The 16,120-nt window shown below is 62.8% G+C and carries 12 protein-coding genes; 7 read left to right on the forward strand and 5 right to left on the reverse strand.

Annotation, left to right across the window (positions count from 1 at the left end; translation table 11 throughout):
• Positions 1-114 precede the first annotated feature (114 nt).
• Both HX811_RS16365 and HX811_RS16370 read left to right on the forward strand, forming a co-directional pair.
• Entirely contained in the window at positions 115-1,365 is a 1,251-nt protein-coding gene (locus HX811_RS16365; protein WP_008432895.1) for a ribonucleotide-diphosphate reductase subunit beta, read from the forward strand.
• Positions 1,366-1,417: 52 nt separating this feature from the next.
• Positions 1,418-1,906, forward strand: coding sequence for a DUF1289 domain-containing protein (locus tag HX811_RS16370; protein ID WP_177046550.1), 489 nt, complete (start codon positions 1,418-1,420; stop codon positions 1,904-1,906).
• 122 nt (positions 1,907-2,028) lie between these two features.
• Here HX811_RS16370 and mdeB read toward each other — a convergent pair whose 3' ends face one another.
• A complete protein-coding gene (mdeB, locus tag HX811_RS16375) occupies positions 2,029-4,707 on the reverse strand; it encodes an alpha-ketoglutarate dehydrogenase (protein ID WP_177046551.1) in 2,679 nt (892 codons plus the stop codon).
• A 191-nt stretch (positions 4,708-4,898) separates the two neighbouring features.
• On the opposite strand from mdeB, the gene HX811_RS16380 reads away from it, so the two are divergent.
• The 3 genes from HX811_RS16380 (at position 4,899) to HX811_RS16390 (ending at position 7,665) form a co-directional block, all read left to right on the forward strand.
• On the forward strand, positions 4,899-5,825 hold the full coding sequence (locus tag HX811_RS16380) for a class I SAM-dependent methyltransferase (RefSeq protein WP_134326771.1): 927 nt from the start codon (positions 4,899-4,901) through the stop codon (positions 5,823-5,825).
• Between the two features lie 148 nt (positions 5,826-5,973).
• A complete protein-coding gene (pcsA, locus tag HX811_RS16385; protein ID WP_003208507.1) occupies positions 5,974-6,690 on the forward strand; it encodes a phosphatidylcholine synthase in 717 nt (238 codons plus the stop codon).
• A gap of 195 nt (positions 6,691-6,885) precedes the next feature.
• On the forward strand, positions 6,886-7,665 hold the full coding sequence (locus tag HX811_RS16390) for a TSUP family transporter (protein WP_177046553.1): 780 nt from the start codon (positions 6,886-6,888) through the stop codon (positions 7,663-7,665).
• On the opposite strand, the gene nudC is transcribed toward HX811_RS16390, so the two are convergent.
• The 4 genes from nudC to HX811_RS16410 form a co-directional block, all read right to left on the reverse strand.
• Positions 7,633-8,466 (reverse strand): NAD(+) diphosphatase, encoded by an 834-nt coding sequence (nudC, locus tag HX811_RS16395; RefSeq protein ID WP_008430294.1) that lies wholly within the window; start codon positions 8,464-8,466, stop codon positions 7,633-7,635. The two genes, HX811_RS16390 and nudC, sit on opposite strands and share 33 nt — an antisense overlap.
• Before the next feature lie 6 nt (positions 8,467-8,472).
• Complete coding sequence (locus HX811_RS16400; protein WP_177046555.1) at positions 8,473-9,285, reverse strand: crotonase/enoyl-CoA hydratase family protein; 813 nt, start codon at positions 9,283-9,285, stop codon at positions 8,473-8,475.
• Between the two features lie 256 nt (positions 9,286-9,541).
• Positions 9,542-10,840, reverse strand: coding sequence for an ATP-binding protein (locus HX811_RS16405; protein WP_177046557.1), 1,299 nt, complete (start codon positions 10,838-10,840; stop codon positions 9,542-9,544).
• A 3-nt stretch (positions 10,841-10,843) separates the two neighbouring features.
• Positions 10,844-11,545, reverse strand: a complete 702-nt coding sequence (locus HX811_RS16410; protein ID WP_008430287.1) for a response regulator transcription factor — start codon at positions 11,543-11,545, stop codon at positions 10,844-10,846.
• Between the two features lie 305 nt (positions 11,546-11,850).
• Here HX811_RS16410 and HX811_RS16415 point away from each other — a divergent pair, with 305 nt between their 5' ends.
• Both HX811_RS16415 and HX811_RS16420 read left to right on the forward strand, forming a co-directional pair.
• Positions 11,851-13,008: an efflux RND transporter periplasmic adaptor subunit gene (locus tag HX811_RS16415; RefSeq protein ID WP_023658897.1), complete on the forward strand. Its 1,158-nt coding sequence runs from the start codon at positions 11,851-11,853 to the stop codon at positions 13,006-13,008.
• 12 nt (positions 13,009-13,020) lie between these two features.
• Positions 13,021-16,113: an efflux RND transporter permease subunit gene (locus tag HX811_RS16420; protein ID WP_177046559.1), complete on the forward strand. Its 3,093-nt coding sequence runs from the start codon at positions 13,021-13,023 to the stop codon at positions 16,111-16,113.
• Positions 16,114-16,120 lie beyond the last annotated feature (7 nt).

Consider the following 16,120-nt stretch of genomic DNA (forward strand, 5'->3'; position numbering starts at 1 on the left):
CGACCACACTATGCGCAGTATTTCAATGCCTTGAAGCCTGCAAAACGCACATTTTTGAACACGCTGGGTGAATCGAAGCCCACGCCGTCAGACGGACCACGAAGGAGCAATTCAATGCTGAGTTGGGATGAAGCAGATCAACCAGACACCGGTGACGTAGTCATCCGGGGCGCCAACGCCGGCCACGCCACCGAAGCCAACATGGACCGCCTCGACGGTGCCGGCGCTGCCGCCGCCCTTGAAGCCCGCAACGTGACCGCCAGCGACTCCGCCGCGATCATCCGCGCCAAGGCCGCCCTCGACAAACTCGACGTCGCCGAAGGCCTCGCCGAACTGGAAGGCTCCGCCGCCCGCGTCGCCGTTGACGAAAAGCGCATGATCAACTGCCGCGCCGACCTCAACCAACTCGTACCCTTCAAGTACGACTGGGCCTGGCAGAAGTACCTCGACGGCTGCGCCAACCACTGGATGCCGCAAGAGGTCAACATGACCGCCGACATCGCCTTGTGGAAAAACCCCGAAGGCCTGACCGACGACGAGCGTCGCATCGTGATGCGCAACCTCGGCTTCTTCTCCACTGCGGATTCGTTGGTCGCGAACAACCTGGTACTGGCCGTCTACCGCCTGATCACCAACCCGGAGTGCCGCCAGTACATCCTGCGCCAGGCCTTCGAAGAAGCGATCCACACCCACGCCTACCAGTACTGCATCGAATCGCTGGCCATGGATGAAGGCGAGATCTTCAACATGTACCACGAGATTCCATCGGTCGCGAAGAAAGCGGCTTGGGGCTTGAAGTACACCCGTTCGATCTCCGATCCGAAGTTCGAAACCGGTACCGTTGAGACTGACAAAGAGCTGCTGCGCAACCTGGTGGCCTACTACTGCGTACTGGAAGGCATCTTCTTCTACTGCGGCTTTACCCAGATTTTGTCCATGGGCCGTCGCAACAAAATGACCGGCGTGGCCGAGCAGTTCCAGTACATCCTCCGGGATGAGTCGATGCACCTGAACTTCGGCATCGATGTGATCAACCAGATCAAAATCGAAAACCCGCACCTGTGGGATGCCGAGATGAAGGAAGAAGCGACCCAGATGATCCTGCAAGGGACTCAGCTGGAGATTGAATACGCTCGCGACACCATGCCACGCGGTGTGTTGGGCATGAATGCGGCGATGATGGAGGATTACCTCAAGTTCATCGCTAACCGTCGTCTGTCGCAGATTGGGTTGAAGGAAGAGTATCCAGGGACGACTAACCCATTCCCGTGGATGAGCGAGATCATGGACTTGAAGAAAGAGAAGAACTTCTTCGAGACCCGTGTGATCGAGTACCAGACTGGCGGCGCGCTGAGCTGGGATTGATTTAAAGCGGCCCCTTCGGGGGCCGTGTTGTTTCACCTGTCGATGTTTTTTTATGCCCAATCAAACCATCAAGACCCCCTGCGTCGGCCTGTGCTCCACCGTCTACGGAGACCTGGTGTGCCGGGGTTGCAAGCGTTATCACCATGAGGTGATTCAGTGGAACGGCTACAACGCCGAGGAGAAACAGGCGGTGTGGCTGCGCCTGGAACAACTGCTGGTGCAGGTGATGACCAGCAAGCTGCAGGTGCTGGACCCGCAGCGCCTGCGCCAGCAACTGGAAGACCGCAAGATCCGCTTTGTGCCCCACCAGTCGCCGTATTGCTGGGCGTATCAGTTGATTGCCCGGGGCGCGCGGGTGATTTCGAAGCTGGATGCGTATGGGTTGGCGCTGTTGCCGGAGTTTCGCGAGCGCCATCTGGCAGATTTGCGGGATGCGATTGACCGGGAGTTTTTCCTGTTGTCCGAGGCGCATTACGAGCGGTATATCGCGCCGGGGTTTCTGCGGGAATCGTTTGGGGCGCCGTTGATAGCCACGCTCTAAGCCACACCACAAAAAAATGTGGGAGCTGGCTTGCCTGCGATGGCGGTGTATCAGTCACAAAAGATGCAAGCTGACCCGCCGCTATCGCAGGCAAGCCAGCTCCCACATTTGAGCGTCTTCGCTCAGGAGGTCCAGGACGGCTCGCGATCGGTCTGCACCCCATAACGCTTTATCGCCTGCTGGCAAACCTGCCGGTCCAGACTCCCCTGCTCTACTAACGCCGTCAGCGCCGCCAGCACAATGTGATACCGGTCCACCTCGAAGAAATCCCGCAACGCCGCCCGGGTATCGCTGCGACCAAAGCCATCCGTCCCCAGCACGGTGTAAGCCGAATCCACGTATGACCCAATCATCTGCGGCACCGCCCTTACATAGTCAGATACCGCCACCACCGGCGCGCCCTTGGGCAAACACTCCGCCAGGTGGCTGCGCCGCGCCGGCTGTTGCGGATGCAGGCGGTTCCAGCGTTCCACGTCACGGGCGTCCCGGGCCAGTTCGCTGAAGCTGGTGACACTGAACACTTCAGCGTCAACCTGCCAATCCTCCGCCAACAATCGGGCCGCTGCCTGGGCTTCGCGCACCAGCGTGCCGGAGCCGAGCAACCGGACCTTGCCGCCAGGCTGCCCGCTCAGCCGGTACATGCCTTTGATGATCGCCGCTTCGACGCCTTCCGGCAGGCTCGGCTGCGGGTAGTTTTCGTTCATCAGGGTCACGTAGTAGAACTCGTCCACATCGTGCTCCAGCATCTGGCGCATGCCATGGTCGAGGATCACCGCAAACTCGCCGGCAAACGCCGGGTCGTAGGCACGGCAATTGGGCACGGTGGCGGCCATCAGGTGGCTGCTGCCGTCCTGGTGCTGCAAGCCTTCGCCACCCAGGGTGGTGCGCCCGGCAGTGGCGCCCAGCAGGAAACCTCGGGCACGTTGGTCGGCCGCAGCCCAGATCAGGTCCCCCACGCGCTGGAAACCGAACATCGAGTAGTAGATGTAAAACGGCAGCATCCGCAGGCCATGCACCGAATAACTGGTGGCGGCCGCGACCCAGGAACTGATGGCGCTGGCTTCGCTGATGCCTTCTTCAAGGATCTGCCCGTCGGTGGCTTCGCGGTAGCTGAGGATCGAGCCGATGTCTTCGGGCTCGTAGCGCTGGCCGACGCTGGAATAGATGCCGATCTGCTTGAACAGGTTGGCCATGCCGAAGGTGCGCGCCTCATCGGCGACGATGGGCACGATGCGCGGGCCGAGGGCCTTGTCCTTGAGCAGATTGGTGAGCATGCGCACAAAGGCCATGGTGGTGGACATTTCCTTGCCCTCCGCCTGGGTGGCAAACGCGCCGTAGCCCGACACCGGCGGGACACTTACGGTGGGTGCCTGCTGGCCACGGCTCGGCACATACCCACCGAGGGTGGCGCGGCGTTGGTGCAAGTAGCGCATTTCGAGGCTGTCTTCAGCGGGCTTGTAGAAGCTCAGGGATTCGGCCTGTTCATCCGACAGCGGCAACTGGAAGCGATTGCGGAAGGCGATCAAGGCCTCGCGGTCGAGCTTCTTCTGCTGGTGGGTGGTCATCTTGCCCTGCCCGGCCTCGCCCATGCCAAAGCCCTTTTTGGTCTGGGCCAGGATTACCGTGGGTTTGCCGGCGACCCGGCGCGCCGCGTGATAGGCCGCGTGGATCTTGACCATGTCATGGCCGCCGCGCTTGAGGCGGTCGATCTGCTCGTCGCTCATGCCTTCAACCAGTTTGGACAGCGCCTCGCTTTGGCCGAAAAAATGTTCGCGGTTGTAGGCGCCGTCCTTGGCGGCGAAGGTCTGGAATTGTCCGTCCACCGTCTGCGACAGGGTGCGTACCAGCGAGCCGTCGGCGTCCTTGGCCAGCAAGGCGTCCCAGTCCGAGCCCCAGACCAGCTTGATCACGTTCCAGCCGGCACCGGCGAATAACGCCTCCAGCTCGTCGATAATTCGCCCGTTGCCACGCACCGGGCCGTCGAGCCGCTGCAGGTTGCAGTTGACCACCCAGGTCAGGTTGTCCAGGCCTTCACGGGCGGCCAGGGTCAGCGCCGACATGCTTTCCGGTTCGTCCATCTCGCCGTCGCCGAATACGCCCCATACGTGGCGGTCGGTGGTGTCCTGCAAGCCCCGATGCTGCAGGTAGCGCATAAACCGCGCCTGGAAAATCGAGCTGATGGGGCCAATGCCCATGGACCCGGTGGGAAATTGCCAGAAGTCCGGCATCAACCACGGATGGGGATAGCTGGACAGGCCTCGGGCGCCCGCCTTGCCGGCACCGATTTCCTGGCGATAGTGGGCCAGGTCGGCCTCGGTCAGGCGCCCTTCAAGGAAGGCGCGAGCATAGATGCCAGGAGCGGAATGCGGCTGGTAGAACACCAGGTCGCCGCCAAAACTGTCGTTTCGGGCCCGGAAAAAGTGGTTGAAGCCCACCTCGAACAAATCCGCCGCGCTGGCGTAGCTGGCGATATGCCCGCCCAGTTCGCCATAGGCCTGGTTGGCGCGCACTACCATGGCCAGGGCGTTCCAGCGCACCACTGAGGCCAGGCGTTCTTCGGTGGCCAGGTCGCCGGGAAACGGCGGTTGCTGCTCCACGGCGATGCTATTGATGTAGGGCGTGCCGTGCCGGGGTTTCCAGGCGATGTGCGGTGCGCCGCCGGCATCCGCCAGCATGTCGAGGATTTCCCGTGCGCGCGCCGCACCGGCATTGGCCACCAGGGAGGCCAGGGCATCGCGCCATTCGGCCAGTTCTTCCTGGTCCATCGCTGTCTGACTCACTGCACTCGCGAAACCGTTCATGGGCACCTCCGGGCTTTTTTTCCAGTTTATGTCGGTACCAAGGGATTTTTTGACTGTTGTGCGCCGCCTCTCGGGGCCTTTTGAGCATAAATCACTGCCAATCAGCAAATTCAGAGCACGTTGTGCTTCAACTCCCGAACACCCCGCAATTGTGTTTAAAATGCCGCCCGCTCAATGACCGACGTTGCCCGATGAACCCAGACGCACTCGCCACCCTGCACACCCATTTGCTGAACGCCCTGCAAACCGTCCCCGCCGAGACCCGGCGCCTGTTTCACGGGCGTGGCCGCTGCTGGCCGGGCCTGGAGCAACTGACGGTGGACTGGCTGCAAGGCGTGGTGCTGGTCTCGCTGTTCAAGGAGCCAGAAGCCACGGAGCTTGAGGCCTTGAAGCAGGTGCTGATGCAGATCGACTGGCGGTCATTCGGCGCCCATACCGTGGCGCTGCAACACCGCTACCTGCCGCAAAGCACCACCGAATGGCTGCTGGGCGAGGTGGTCGACGAACTGACCATCACCGAAGGCGGCCTGCGCTACCTGATCGACCTGGGCAAAAAGCAGAACAGTGGGCTGTTCCTCGACATGCGTTACGGCCGCAACTGGGTACGCGAACAGGCTCATGGCCTGCGGGTGCTGAACCTGTTCGCCTACACCTGTGGTTTCTCCGTGGCGGCCATCGAAGGCGGCGCCGAGCATGTGGTGAACCTGGACATGGCCCGAGGCGCCCTGAGCCGTGGTCGTGACAATCACCGCCTGAACGGCCACGACCTGAGCAAGGTGACGTTCCTCGGCCACGACCTGTTCAAGTCGTGGGCCAAGGTCACCAACAGCGGCCCGTACGACCTGGTGATCATCGACCCGCCCTCGTTCCAGAAAGGCAGTTTCCTTTTGACCAAGGACTACCAGCGGGTGCTGCGTCGCCTGCCGGATTTGCTCACGGCCCAGGGTACGGTGCTGGCGTGCATGAACGACCCGGCGTTCGGCGAAGACTTCCTGATCGACGGCGTAACCCGCGAAGCGCCTGGCCTGCGCTTTGACCAGCGGCTGGAAAACCCGCCGGAATTCCCCGATATCGACCCGCAAAGCGGGTTAAAGGCGCTGGTGTTTCGTCAAGGCTGATGCCGAAACGTCCTGCGCTTGCTACGCTTAACCTACGCCGGGTGGTGAACCTTATCCCCCCCTTCCCGGTCGATACCTGCACACTCTGGCCAGATTCGACGGTGCTACCCCGTCGGCTGCCCTGTTTCACCTTTTGGAGAACGCCCCTGTGATATCGACCCTGCATGTAGCCCGTCTCAAGGCCTGGGGCGCCCATGGTTTTACCGCCACCGGCGTGGTGCTGGCCTTCCTGGCCACCCTGGCACTGCTCGACAACCAGCCCAAGGCTTGCCTGCTGTGGCTGGGCCTGGCCTTGATCGTCGATGGGGTCGACGGCTCTCTCGCGCGACGGGTAAATGTGCAAACAGTGCTGCCAAGCTTCGATGGCTCGGTATTGGACCTGGTGATTGATTACCTGACGTACGTGTTTATTCCGGCGTTGTTTATCTATCGCTATATCGCCCTGCCGGATTTCACCCCGTTGTTTACGGTGTCGGTGATTCTGGTGTCGTCGCTGTTCTGCTTCTGCAACGTCAACATGAAGAGCAAGGACAACTACTTCGTCGGCTTCCCCGCCGCATGGAACGTGGTGGCGCTGTGCGTCTATATCATCCAGCCGGAAGCCTGGGTCACCTTGCTCACCGTGATCGGCCTGGCGTTGCTGACCGTGACGCCGATGAAGTTCCTGCACCCGTTCCGGGTCAAGCGCTTCATGCCGATCAATATTGCCGTGACCACCATCTGGTTGCTGTGCAGCCTGCTGCTGGTGATCGACTTCCCGTACACCAATCGCCTGACCCTGGGCCTGTGGTTGCTGATGTCGGCGTACTTCCTGGGGATCTGCATCTGGCGTACCGCACTGGAGTGGGTCGAAACGCATAAATAGCCAAGCGGGCACGGTTTAAATGTGGGAGCGGGCTTGCTCGCGAATGCGGTGGATCAGCCACTCTATCCGGTGACTGACACTGCGCATTCGCGAGCAAGCCCGCTCCCACATTTGGATCGCCTCGACCCAGGGTTATGGGTAAGATACCGGCCTTTCGCGCAGCCCTTGCTGCGCCCTGCCGACTAAGTCTTGCCCATGCCCTTCGAACTCAGCGTTGACCTCACCACCCTGGCGATCCTCGCCGTGGTTGCCTTTATCGCCGGTTTCATCGACGCCATCGCCGGCGGTGGCGGCCTGCTCACCACGCCCGCCCTGCTGACCGCCGGCATGCCGCCCCACCTGGTGCTGGGCACCAACAAGCTCAGTTCCACCTTCGGCTCGGCCACCGCCAGCTTTACCTTCTACCGGCGCAAGCTGTTTCATCCGCGCCAGTGGGTGCATGCCATCGTCGGCACGCTGATCGGCGCACTCACCGGCGCCGTCGTCGCCCATTACCTGCCCGCCGAAACCCTGAACAAGATGCTCCCGGTGATTGTGTTCGGCTGCGGTTTGTATTTGCTGTTCGGCGGCACGCCCAAGGCGGCGCTGGATAACGACGCACCGATCAAGAAGAAATGGCAATCCACCCAAGGCTTCGGCCTGGGTTTCTACGACGGCGTGGCCGGTCCCGGCACCGGGGCGTTCTGGACCGTGAGTACCATGCTGTTGCACCCCATCGACCTGGTGAAGGCCAGCGGCGTGGCGCGCAGCATGAACTTCGTCAGCAACGCGGCGGCGCTGACGGTGTTCATTTTCAATGGCTCGGTAGACTGGATTGTCGGCCTGTGCATGGGCGTGTCGGTGATGTGCGGCGCTTTTTTTGGCGCACGCAGCGCCATCAGCGGCGGCGCCAAGTTCATTCGCCCGGTGTTCATCACCGTGGTGCTCGGCCTGACGGTGCGCCTAGCCTGGCAGCACTGGTTCAGCGTGACCTAGGCGACGGGCCAGGTAGAGGTCGATCAGGTAGCGCGCAATCGAGCGCGACGCCGGCAACGGCGGCAGTTCATGGATGTTGAACCACTGCGCGTCTTCGATCTCGTCAGCCTGGGGCACAATGTCGCCGCCGGCGTACTCGGCGTGAAAGCCCAGCATCATCGAGTGCGGGAACGGCCAGCACTGGCTGCCCATGTACTGGATGTTCTTGACCTCCACCTGCACTTCTTCACGCACCTCGCGAATCAGGCAGTCCTCGGCCGACTCGCCCGGCTCGGCAAACCCCGCCAGGGTACTGTAGACCCCCGTGACAAAGCGCGGCGAGCGGGCCAGCAGGATCTCGTCGCCACGGGTCACCAGCACGATCATGCTCGGCGAGATACGCGGGTAGCTGCGCAGGTCACAGGCCTGGCAGAACATCGCCCGCTCCCGCGGCACCTGCACCATCGCCTGGCCGCAACTGCCGCAAAAACGATGCTCCCGGGCCCAGGTGCCGATTTGCGCGGCGTAGCCCAGGACTTTGTACAGCGTGTGATCGCCCTGCAGCATGAATGCCCGCAGGCCCTGCCAGCCGCAGCCCGGCACGTCGGCGGGGCTGTTGAGTTCCAGCAGGTACACCGGCTCGCCGTCCAGGTGGCCGATGCCATGCTCGGCGAACACCGAGAGGTCCTGGCGCTTGAGCCACTCCCGGGGAAACAGCGGGCCGTTCTGGTCGTGTAAAAAGCCTTCACGGCTGCGGGCCACGGCCCAGCCGCCCGGGGCGTCGTTGTCCAGCAGCGTTGTGGTAATCCAGCCTGGGGTCATGTTCAGTCAATCCACGAAGTCGGGTTTCTGCTTGCTCATATGGGCCGCGATGGCCACGCGCAGGTCGTTGGATTGCAACATAGCTGAGTTCCAGGTGGCAACGTATTCCAAACCGTCATTGATCGTGTGGTCACGCATGTAGCTGATCATCGCCTTGGTGCCGGTGACCGCGATCGGCGATTTCGCGGCGATTTCCCGGGCGATGTCCAGCACGCCGGCCAGCAGGCTCTGGTGATCGCTGTACACCCGATTTACCAGGCCGATGCTGCGCGCCTCTTCGGCGCCGAACTGGCGGCCGGTGTAGGCCAGTTCACGGAGCATGCCGTCGCCGATGATGCGCGGCAGGCGTTGCAGGGTGCCGACGTCGGCGGCCATGCCGATGTCGATTTCCTTGATGGAGAATTGCGCATCTTCGGCGGCGTAGCGCATGTCACAGGCGCTGATCAGGTCGATCGCGCCGCCGATGCAGTAGCCGTGGATCGCCGCGAGTACCGGCTTGCGGCAGTTGTCGACGGCGTTGAAGGACGCTTGCAGTTCGAGGATCTTGCGCCGCAGCAGGCGCGCGTTGCGGCCCACGTCCTTGCCGAATTCGTTGGCGACCGAGGCCAGCAGCATCAGGTCGATGCCGGAGGAGAAATGCTTGCCGGCGCCGCTGATGACTACGGCACGCACCGCGTCGGTGTCTTCGACCCATTGGAAGATGTCGATGATCTCGGTCCAGAACGCCGCGTTCATCGCGTTGATCTTTTCCGGGCGATTGAGCTGCACATGGGCGACGTTGCCGCTGAGTTCGACGACAAAGGCTTGGTATTCGGACATGGCAGTGATCCTTGACTGGCGGCTGGAATAGGGGCCGAACTATAACAAGGCACCGCGTGAGGTGGTAAGGCTGTGCAAACGCCAAATTCGGGACTGAGCTGGGCCTGTGTGGCGAGGGAGCTTGCTCCCGCTGGGTTGCGCAGCAGCCCCAACCAGGGCAACGCATTTCTTCAGGCAGAATTCGATGGCTGGGTTTGGGGCCGCTTCGCGGCCCAGCGGGAGCAAGCTCCCTCGCCACGTGTTTAGCGCGATGGCATCATGATGTGGGCAGCCAGAGGCGCAAGCGTGCGCCCCCCAATGGCGAAGCCTGGGCCGTCAATGTTCCGCCCTGCGCCTCCAGCGCCCGCCGGCTGATGGCCAATCCCAGGCCAAAACCGCCAGTGGCTCGATCCCGGCTGCGATCCAGCCGGTAGAACGGCTCGAAAATCCGCTCCCGCTGGTCAACCGGAATGCCAATGCCGTCATCATCCACGCAAATCTCGCACCCCCTGGGACACACCTTCACCCCCACCTGAATTCGCCGCTCGCAATACCGCATGGCGTTGCGCAGCAGGTTTTGCAGGGCCCGGGCGGTCAGGCGCGGGTCCAGGGTGAAGCGTTCCACGGCGCAGTCCAGCACCACGTCCATCACGATATCGGGGTTTTCCAGTTCGTCGTCGACGCTGCCCAGGATGCTGTCGATGAACTCATCCAGCACCACTTCCACCCGCTCGGGTGTTTGCGCCGGGTTTTGCAAACGGCTGTAGGAGAGCAGCTCCAGCACCAGCTCATCCAGCTCACGAATGTGCGCCACCAACCCTTGCAGCCGCTCACGGCTGGCCGCCGGGAGGTCGTCGGACAGCGCCAGGGCCAGGCCGAAGTCCAGGCGCGTCAGCGGCGTACGCAGTTCATGGGAGACGGCATTGAGCAAGTCGCGTTGCTGGTTGAGCAGCTGTTCGATGTCGTTGGCCATGGTGTCGAACACCGCCGCCAGGCTGCCGATGTTGGAGCTGGGCGGGATTTTTGTGCGGGCCGCAAGGTTGCCCTGGCCGAGTTGCGCGGCGGTGCTTTTCAGGCGCTCCAGGTCGCGCCAGTGGGGCCGCAGCCAGAACAGCAGGCATGCCAGCAGCGCCGCGCCGATCAGCACGTTCATGCTCCAGTACAGCAGGTTCATGTCCAGCGGGTCCGGCGGTACCGAGACCTTGACCACCAACTGGTCGTCCAGGGCCGAGCTGACGTCGTCCGCCCAGCCCCACTCGCCCAGGCGAATCACCATCTGGTCTTTTTCCAGCAGGCGCTGTTCTTCAGGGGTGTAGCTGGCGTCCTGGATACGCAGCAGTTGCACCTTCAGCGGCGCGAAATCCGCCGACAGTCGCACGGTGACATTGGCCCACTGCTCCATCGGCACCCGTCGATACTCCTTGACGATCAGGCTCTGCATGCCTCGGGACTGCTCGATGTTGTAGTTCATGTAACGGTGTTCAAACAGCTGGATCACCGCCCGGGGCACCAGGTAAATCGCGGCGGCGAAGGTGACGATGGTGATCAGGTACAGCCGAATCAGGACGCGAAACATGGCTCAGCATTCCCACTCGGAACGGCTGAACAGGTAGCCCTTGCCCCACACGGTCTTGATCTTGCGCGCCTCGCCCGCGTGGTCGTCGAACTTGCGCCGCAGCTTGGAAATCGCCACGTCCACCGAACGGTCGGTGCCGTTGAACTCGATGCCGCGCAGGCGTTGCAGGATCTGGTCGCGGCTGAGCACTTCGCCGGCGTGCCGGGCCAGCACCACCAGCAGGTTGTATTCACCGCTGGACAGCTCAACCGGCTGGCCGCGCCAGGTCACGGTGCGTTCCGACAGGTCGATGCACAGGTTGCCCATCAGGATCTGGTCGTTGGCCACCTGGGGTTCGGTGAGGCTGCTGCGGCGCAGCAAGGTTCGCACCCGCGCCAGCAATACCCGCGGCTCGCAGGGTTTGGTGACGTAGTCGTCGGCGCCCATTTCCAGGCCCAACACCTGATCGTGGCTGTCGTCGCGGGCGGTGAGCATCAGGATCGGCAGCGTGGCCGAGTCGGCCCGCAGCAACCGGCAGACCTGCAGGCCGTCGAGGCCCGGCAGCATCAGGTCGAGGATCACCAGGTCCGGCGGGTTGAGTCGCGCACGCTCGCGCACGTGGTCACCCCGGCTGAGCACGCTGACGTGATAGCCATTGCGTTCCAGGTAACTGGCGATCAATTCGGAGAGCGCGGCGTCGTCTTCCACCAGAAGAATGTTGGGCATGGTATTTCCAAATAATACAATTTCTGAGTAGTACGCAAATCCAATGTGGGAGCGGGCTTGCTCGCGAAAGCGGTGTTTCAGTTAACGCACACGGCGACTGACACACCGCCTTCGCGAGCAAGCCCGCTCCCACATTTGATCTTCGGTGTCAGGAAGATCGTGTAAGGTTCGGCGGTTATGAAGGATATACGCCCGCGTGCATCTGTGGGTCGCACCTTACATTTCTTCACACACCACCTACAGAGCTTCACAGCACTGTGGCGGGGGCGCCCGTAGGATGCGCCAGTCAATATTGGGATATGAGCATGTCGAAGAATCTGTTTGCGCCGTTTTGCCTGTTGGCCCTGACACTGGCGTTGAGCGCGTGTGGCAAGTCGGCGGACGACGCCGCCGAGGCGCCGCTGGCCAAGGTGCGGATCGAAACCCTGGAAGCCAAGCCCCTGTCCATCACCAGCGAGTTGAGCGGACGGATTGCCGCGCCACGCATCGCCGAAGTGCGCGCCCGGGTGGCCGGCGTGGTGTTGCAACGGGTGTTCAAGGAAGGCCATGACGTCAAACAGGGCGATGTGCTGTTCCGGATTGACCCGGCGCCGTTCAAGGCCGACCTCGACAGCGCCCAGGCCAGCCTGCGCAAGGCCGAGGCCAATGCATTCCAGGCGCGCCTGCAAGAGCAGCGCTACAGCCAACTGGTGGAAGGCAACGCCATCAGCGGCCAGGAATACGACAACGCCCGCGCCGCCGCCCGGCAAACCGCCGCCGATGTGGCCGCCAACCAGGCCGCCGTGCAGCGCGCCAAATTGAACCTGGGTTATGCCACCGTGACTGCGCCGATTTCCGGTCGCATTGGCCGTGCGCTGGTGACCGAAGGCGCCCTGGTGGGCCAGAACGAAGCCACACCGATGGCGCTGATCCAGCAACTGGACCCGATCCACGCCGACCTGACCCAATCCACCCGCGAGCTGAACGACCTGCGCCGGGCCTTTCGCGCCGGGCACTTGAAGCAAGTCGGCCAGGACCAGGCCAAGGCCACGCTGATCCAGGATGACGGTAGCCTGTATCCGCTGCCGGGCAAGTTGCTGTTCGCCGAGATCAGCGTCGACCCGGGCACCGGGCAGATCATCTTGCGCAGCGAGTTCCCCAACCCGGACCTCGACCTGCTGCCCGGCAGCTTTATCCGCGTGCGCCTGGAGCAAGCCGTCGACCAGCAAGGCATCAGCGTGCCGCAACGGGCGATCACCCGCGACAGCGCCGGGATCCCGATGGTGTTGCTGCTGGACGCCGAGCAAACCGTGAGCCAGCAGCCGGTAGAACTGGGTTCGGTGGTCAATGACCGCTGGGTGGTGACCCGCGGCCTGAAGGCCGGTGACCGTATCGTCGTCGAAGGCCTGCAACACGCCCGCCCTGGCGAGAAAGTCCAGGTCGACGACAGCCCCGCGCCCATCGCCCAGGCATCCGGCCAATAAGGATCGTTAAACATGCCGCAGTTCTTTATTGACCGCCCGATCTTCGCCTGGGTGGTCGCCCTGTTTATCCTGCTGGCCGGCGCCCTCGCCATCCCGCAGTTGCCAGTCGCGCAGTACCCCAACGTCGCGCCGCCAAAAGTCGAGATCTATGCGGTGTACCCGGGTGCCTCCGCGCAAACCCTGGACGAAAGCGTGGTCAGCCTGATCGAGCAGGAGCTTAACGGCGCCGATCACCTGCTGTATTTCGAATCCCAGAGCAGCCTCGGTTCGGCCACCATCACCGCCACCTTTCAGCCGGGCACCGACCCGGAGATGGCCCAGGTTGACGTGCAAAACCGTCTCAAGGCGGTGGAGCCGCGCCTGCCCCAAGCCGTGACGCAGCAAGGTTTGCAGGTGGAGAAAGTCTCCGCCGGCTTCCTGCTGCTGGTCACCCTGACTTCCAGCGACGGCAAGCTTGATGACGTGGCGCTCAGCGATTACCTGGCGCGCAACGTGATGAACGAACTCAAGCGCCTGGACGGTGTGGGCAAGGCCCAGCTGTACGGCGCCGAACGCGCAATGCGCATCTGGATCGACCCGCAGAAGCTGATCGGCTTCAACCTGACCCCGGCCGACGTCAACGCGGCGATTGCGGCGCAGAACGCCCAGGTGTCGGCCGGCAGCATCGGCGATTTGCCGGGCACCAAGACCCAGGAAATCACCGCGTCGATCCTGGTGAAAGGCCAACTGTCGACCCCGGCCGAATTTGCCGACATCGTGCTCAAGGCCAACCCGGACGGTTCCACCGTGCGCGTCGGTGACGTGGCGCGGGTGGAAATCGGCAGCCAGGAATACCAGTTCTCCACCCGCCTGAACGGCAAGCCGTCCACCGCCGTCAGCGTGCAGCTGTCGCCCGGTGCCAACGCCTTGAGCACCGCAACTTTAGTGCGGGCGAAGATGGACGAACTGGCGCGCTACTTCCCGGCCAACGTCGAATACAAGATCCCTTACGACACTTCGCCATTCGTGAAGGTCTCGATCACCAAGGTGGTGTACACCCTGGGCGAGGCGATGTTGCTGGTGTTTGCGGTGATGTTCCTGTTCCTGCAGAACATCCGCTACACATTGATCCCGACGCTGGTAGTGCCCATCGCGCTGATGGGCACCTTTGCGACGATGCTGTTGCTGGGCTTCTCGATCAACGTGCTGACCATGTTCGGCATGGTGCTGGCCATCGGCATTTTGGTGGACGATGCGATTGTGGTGGTAGAGAACGTCGAGCGGATCATGGTCACCGAGGGCCTGTCGCCCAAGGAGGCCACCCGCAAGGCCATGGGCCAGATTACCGGGGCGATTGTCGGCATCACGCTGGTGCTGGTGGCGGTGTTCCTGCCGATGGCATTCATGCCGGGTTCGGTAGGCGTGATCTATCAGCAGTTCTCATTGTCGATGGCCACCTCGATCCTGTTCTCGGCATTCCTCGCCCTGACCTTGACTCCAGCCCTGTGCGCGACCTTGCTCAAGCCGATTGCCAAGGGCGAGCACCATGAGAAAGGCGGGCTCTTCGGCTGGTTCAACCGGCGCTTCGAGCAGTTCACCGACCGCTATGAAGGCTGGGTGGCCTACGCCCTCAAGCGCAGCGGGCGTTACCTGTTGATCTATCTGGTGCTGGTGGTGGGGCTTGGGGTGCTGTTCGCCCGCCTGCCCTCCTCCTTCCTGCCGGTGGAAGACCAGGGCTACACCATCACCGATATCCAGCTGCCGCCGGGTGCCAGCAAAAACCGCACGGTGCAGGTCGCCGAGCAGATCGAGGCACACAACGCCGGCGAGCCGGGCGTGGGCGATACCACGATGATCATGGGTTTCAGCTTCTCCGGTTCGGGGCAGAACGCCGCGCTGGCGTTTACCACGCTCAAGGACTGGTCGGAGCGCAGCAGCAAGGATTCCGCCGCGGCCATTGCGGACCGTGCCAACGCGGCTTTCAGTGAGCTGAAGGACGCGATTGCCTATGCAATCCTGCCACCGCCGGTGGATGGCCTGGGCACCTCCAGTGGTTTCGAGTTCCGCCTGCAGGACCGTGGTGGCGTCGGCCATGCCGCGTTGATGGAGGCCCGTACCGAACTGCTGGCCGCTGCCGAGAAAAGCCCGATCCTGGCCAACGTGCGTGAAAGCGCCCTGGCCGAAGCTCCGCAAGTACAGCTGGAGGTGGACCGCAAGCAAGCCAATGCCCTGGGCATTTCCTTTGCCGATATCGGCAATGTGCTGTCTTCGGCCATCGGTTCGGCCTATATCAACGACTTCCCCAACCAGGGCCGCATGCAGCGGGTGGTGGTGCAGGCCGAAGGTGATCAGCGCAGCCAGGTGGCCGACCTGATGAAGATCCATGTGCGCAACAATGCCGGGAAGATGGTGCCGCTGTCGGCCTTCGTCGAGGCGCGCTGGATTCAGGGCCCCGCCCAGTTGACCCGCTACAACGGCTACCCGGCCATCGCGATTTCCGGTGAATCGGCACCGGGCCACAGTACCGGCGAGGCGATGGAGGAAATCCAGCGCCTGGTCAGCCAACTGCCCGCCGGCCTGGGCCAGGAATGGACCGGCCTGTCGTTGCAGGAGCGCTTGTCCGGCTCCCAGGCCCCGCTGCTGCTCGGTTTGTCGCTGCTGATCGTGTTCCTGTGCCTGGCGGCGCTGTATGAGAGCTGGTCGATTCCGACCTCGGTGCTGCTGGTGGTGCCCCTCGGCGTGCTCGGCGCGGTATTGGCCGTAAGCTTGCGCGGGATGCCCAACGATGTGTTCTTCAAGGTCGGCCTGATTACCATCATTGGGCTGTCGGCGAAGAACGCGATCCTGATCATCGAGTTCGCCAAGGATTTGTATGATCAGGGTGAAGACCTGATCGACGCCACGCTGAAAGCCGCACGCCTGCGCCTGCGGCCGATCATCATGACCTCCCTGGCGTTCATCCTCGGCGTGGTGCCGTTGGCGATTGCCACGGGCGCCAGCTCGGCCAGCCAGCAGGCCATCGGTACCGGGGTGATCGGCGGGATGATTACCGCGACGCTGGCGGTGGTGTTTGTGCCGGTGTTCTTCGTCGTGGTCATGAAGCTGGTGCGCAAGCGCCACACGTAATAAATGC

The organism is Pseudomonas sp. F8002, assembly GCF_013385495.1.
Lineage (GTDB): Bacteria > Pseudomonadota > Gammaproteobacteria > Pseudomonadales > Pseudomonadaceae > Aquipseudomonas.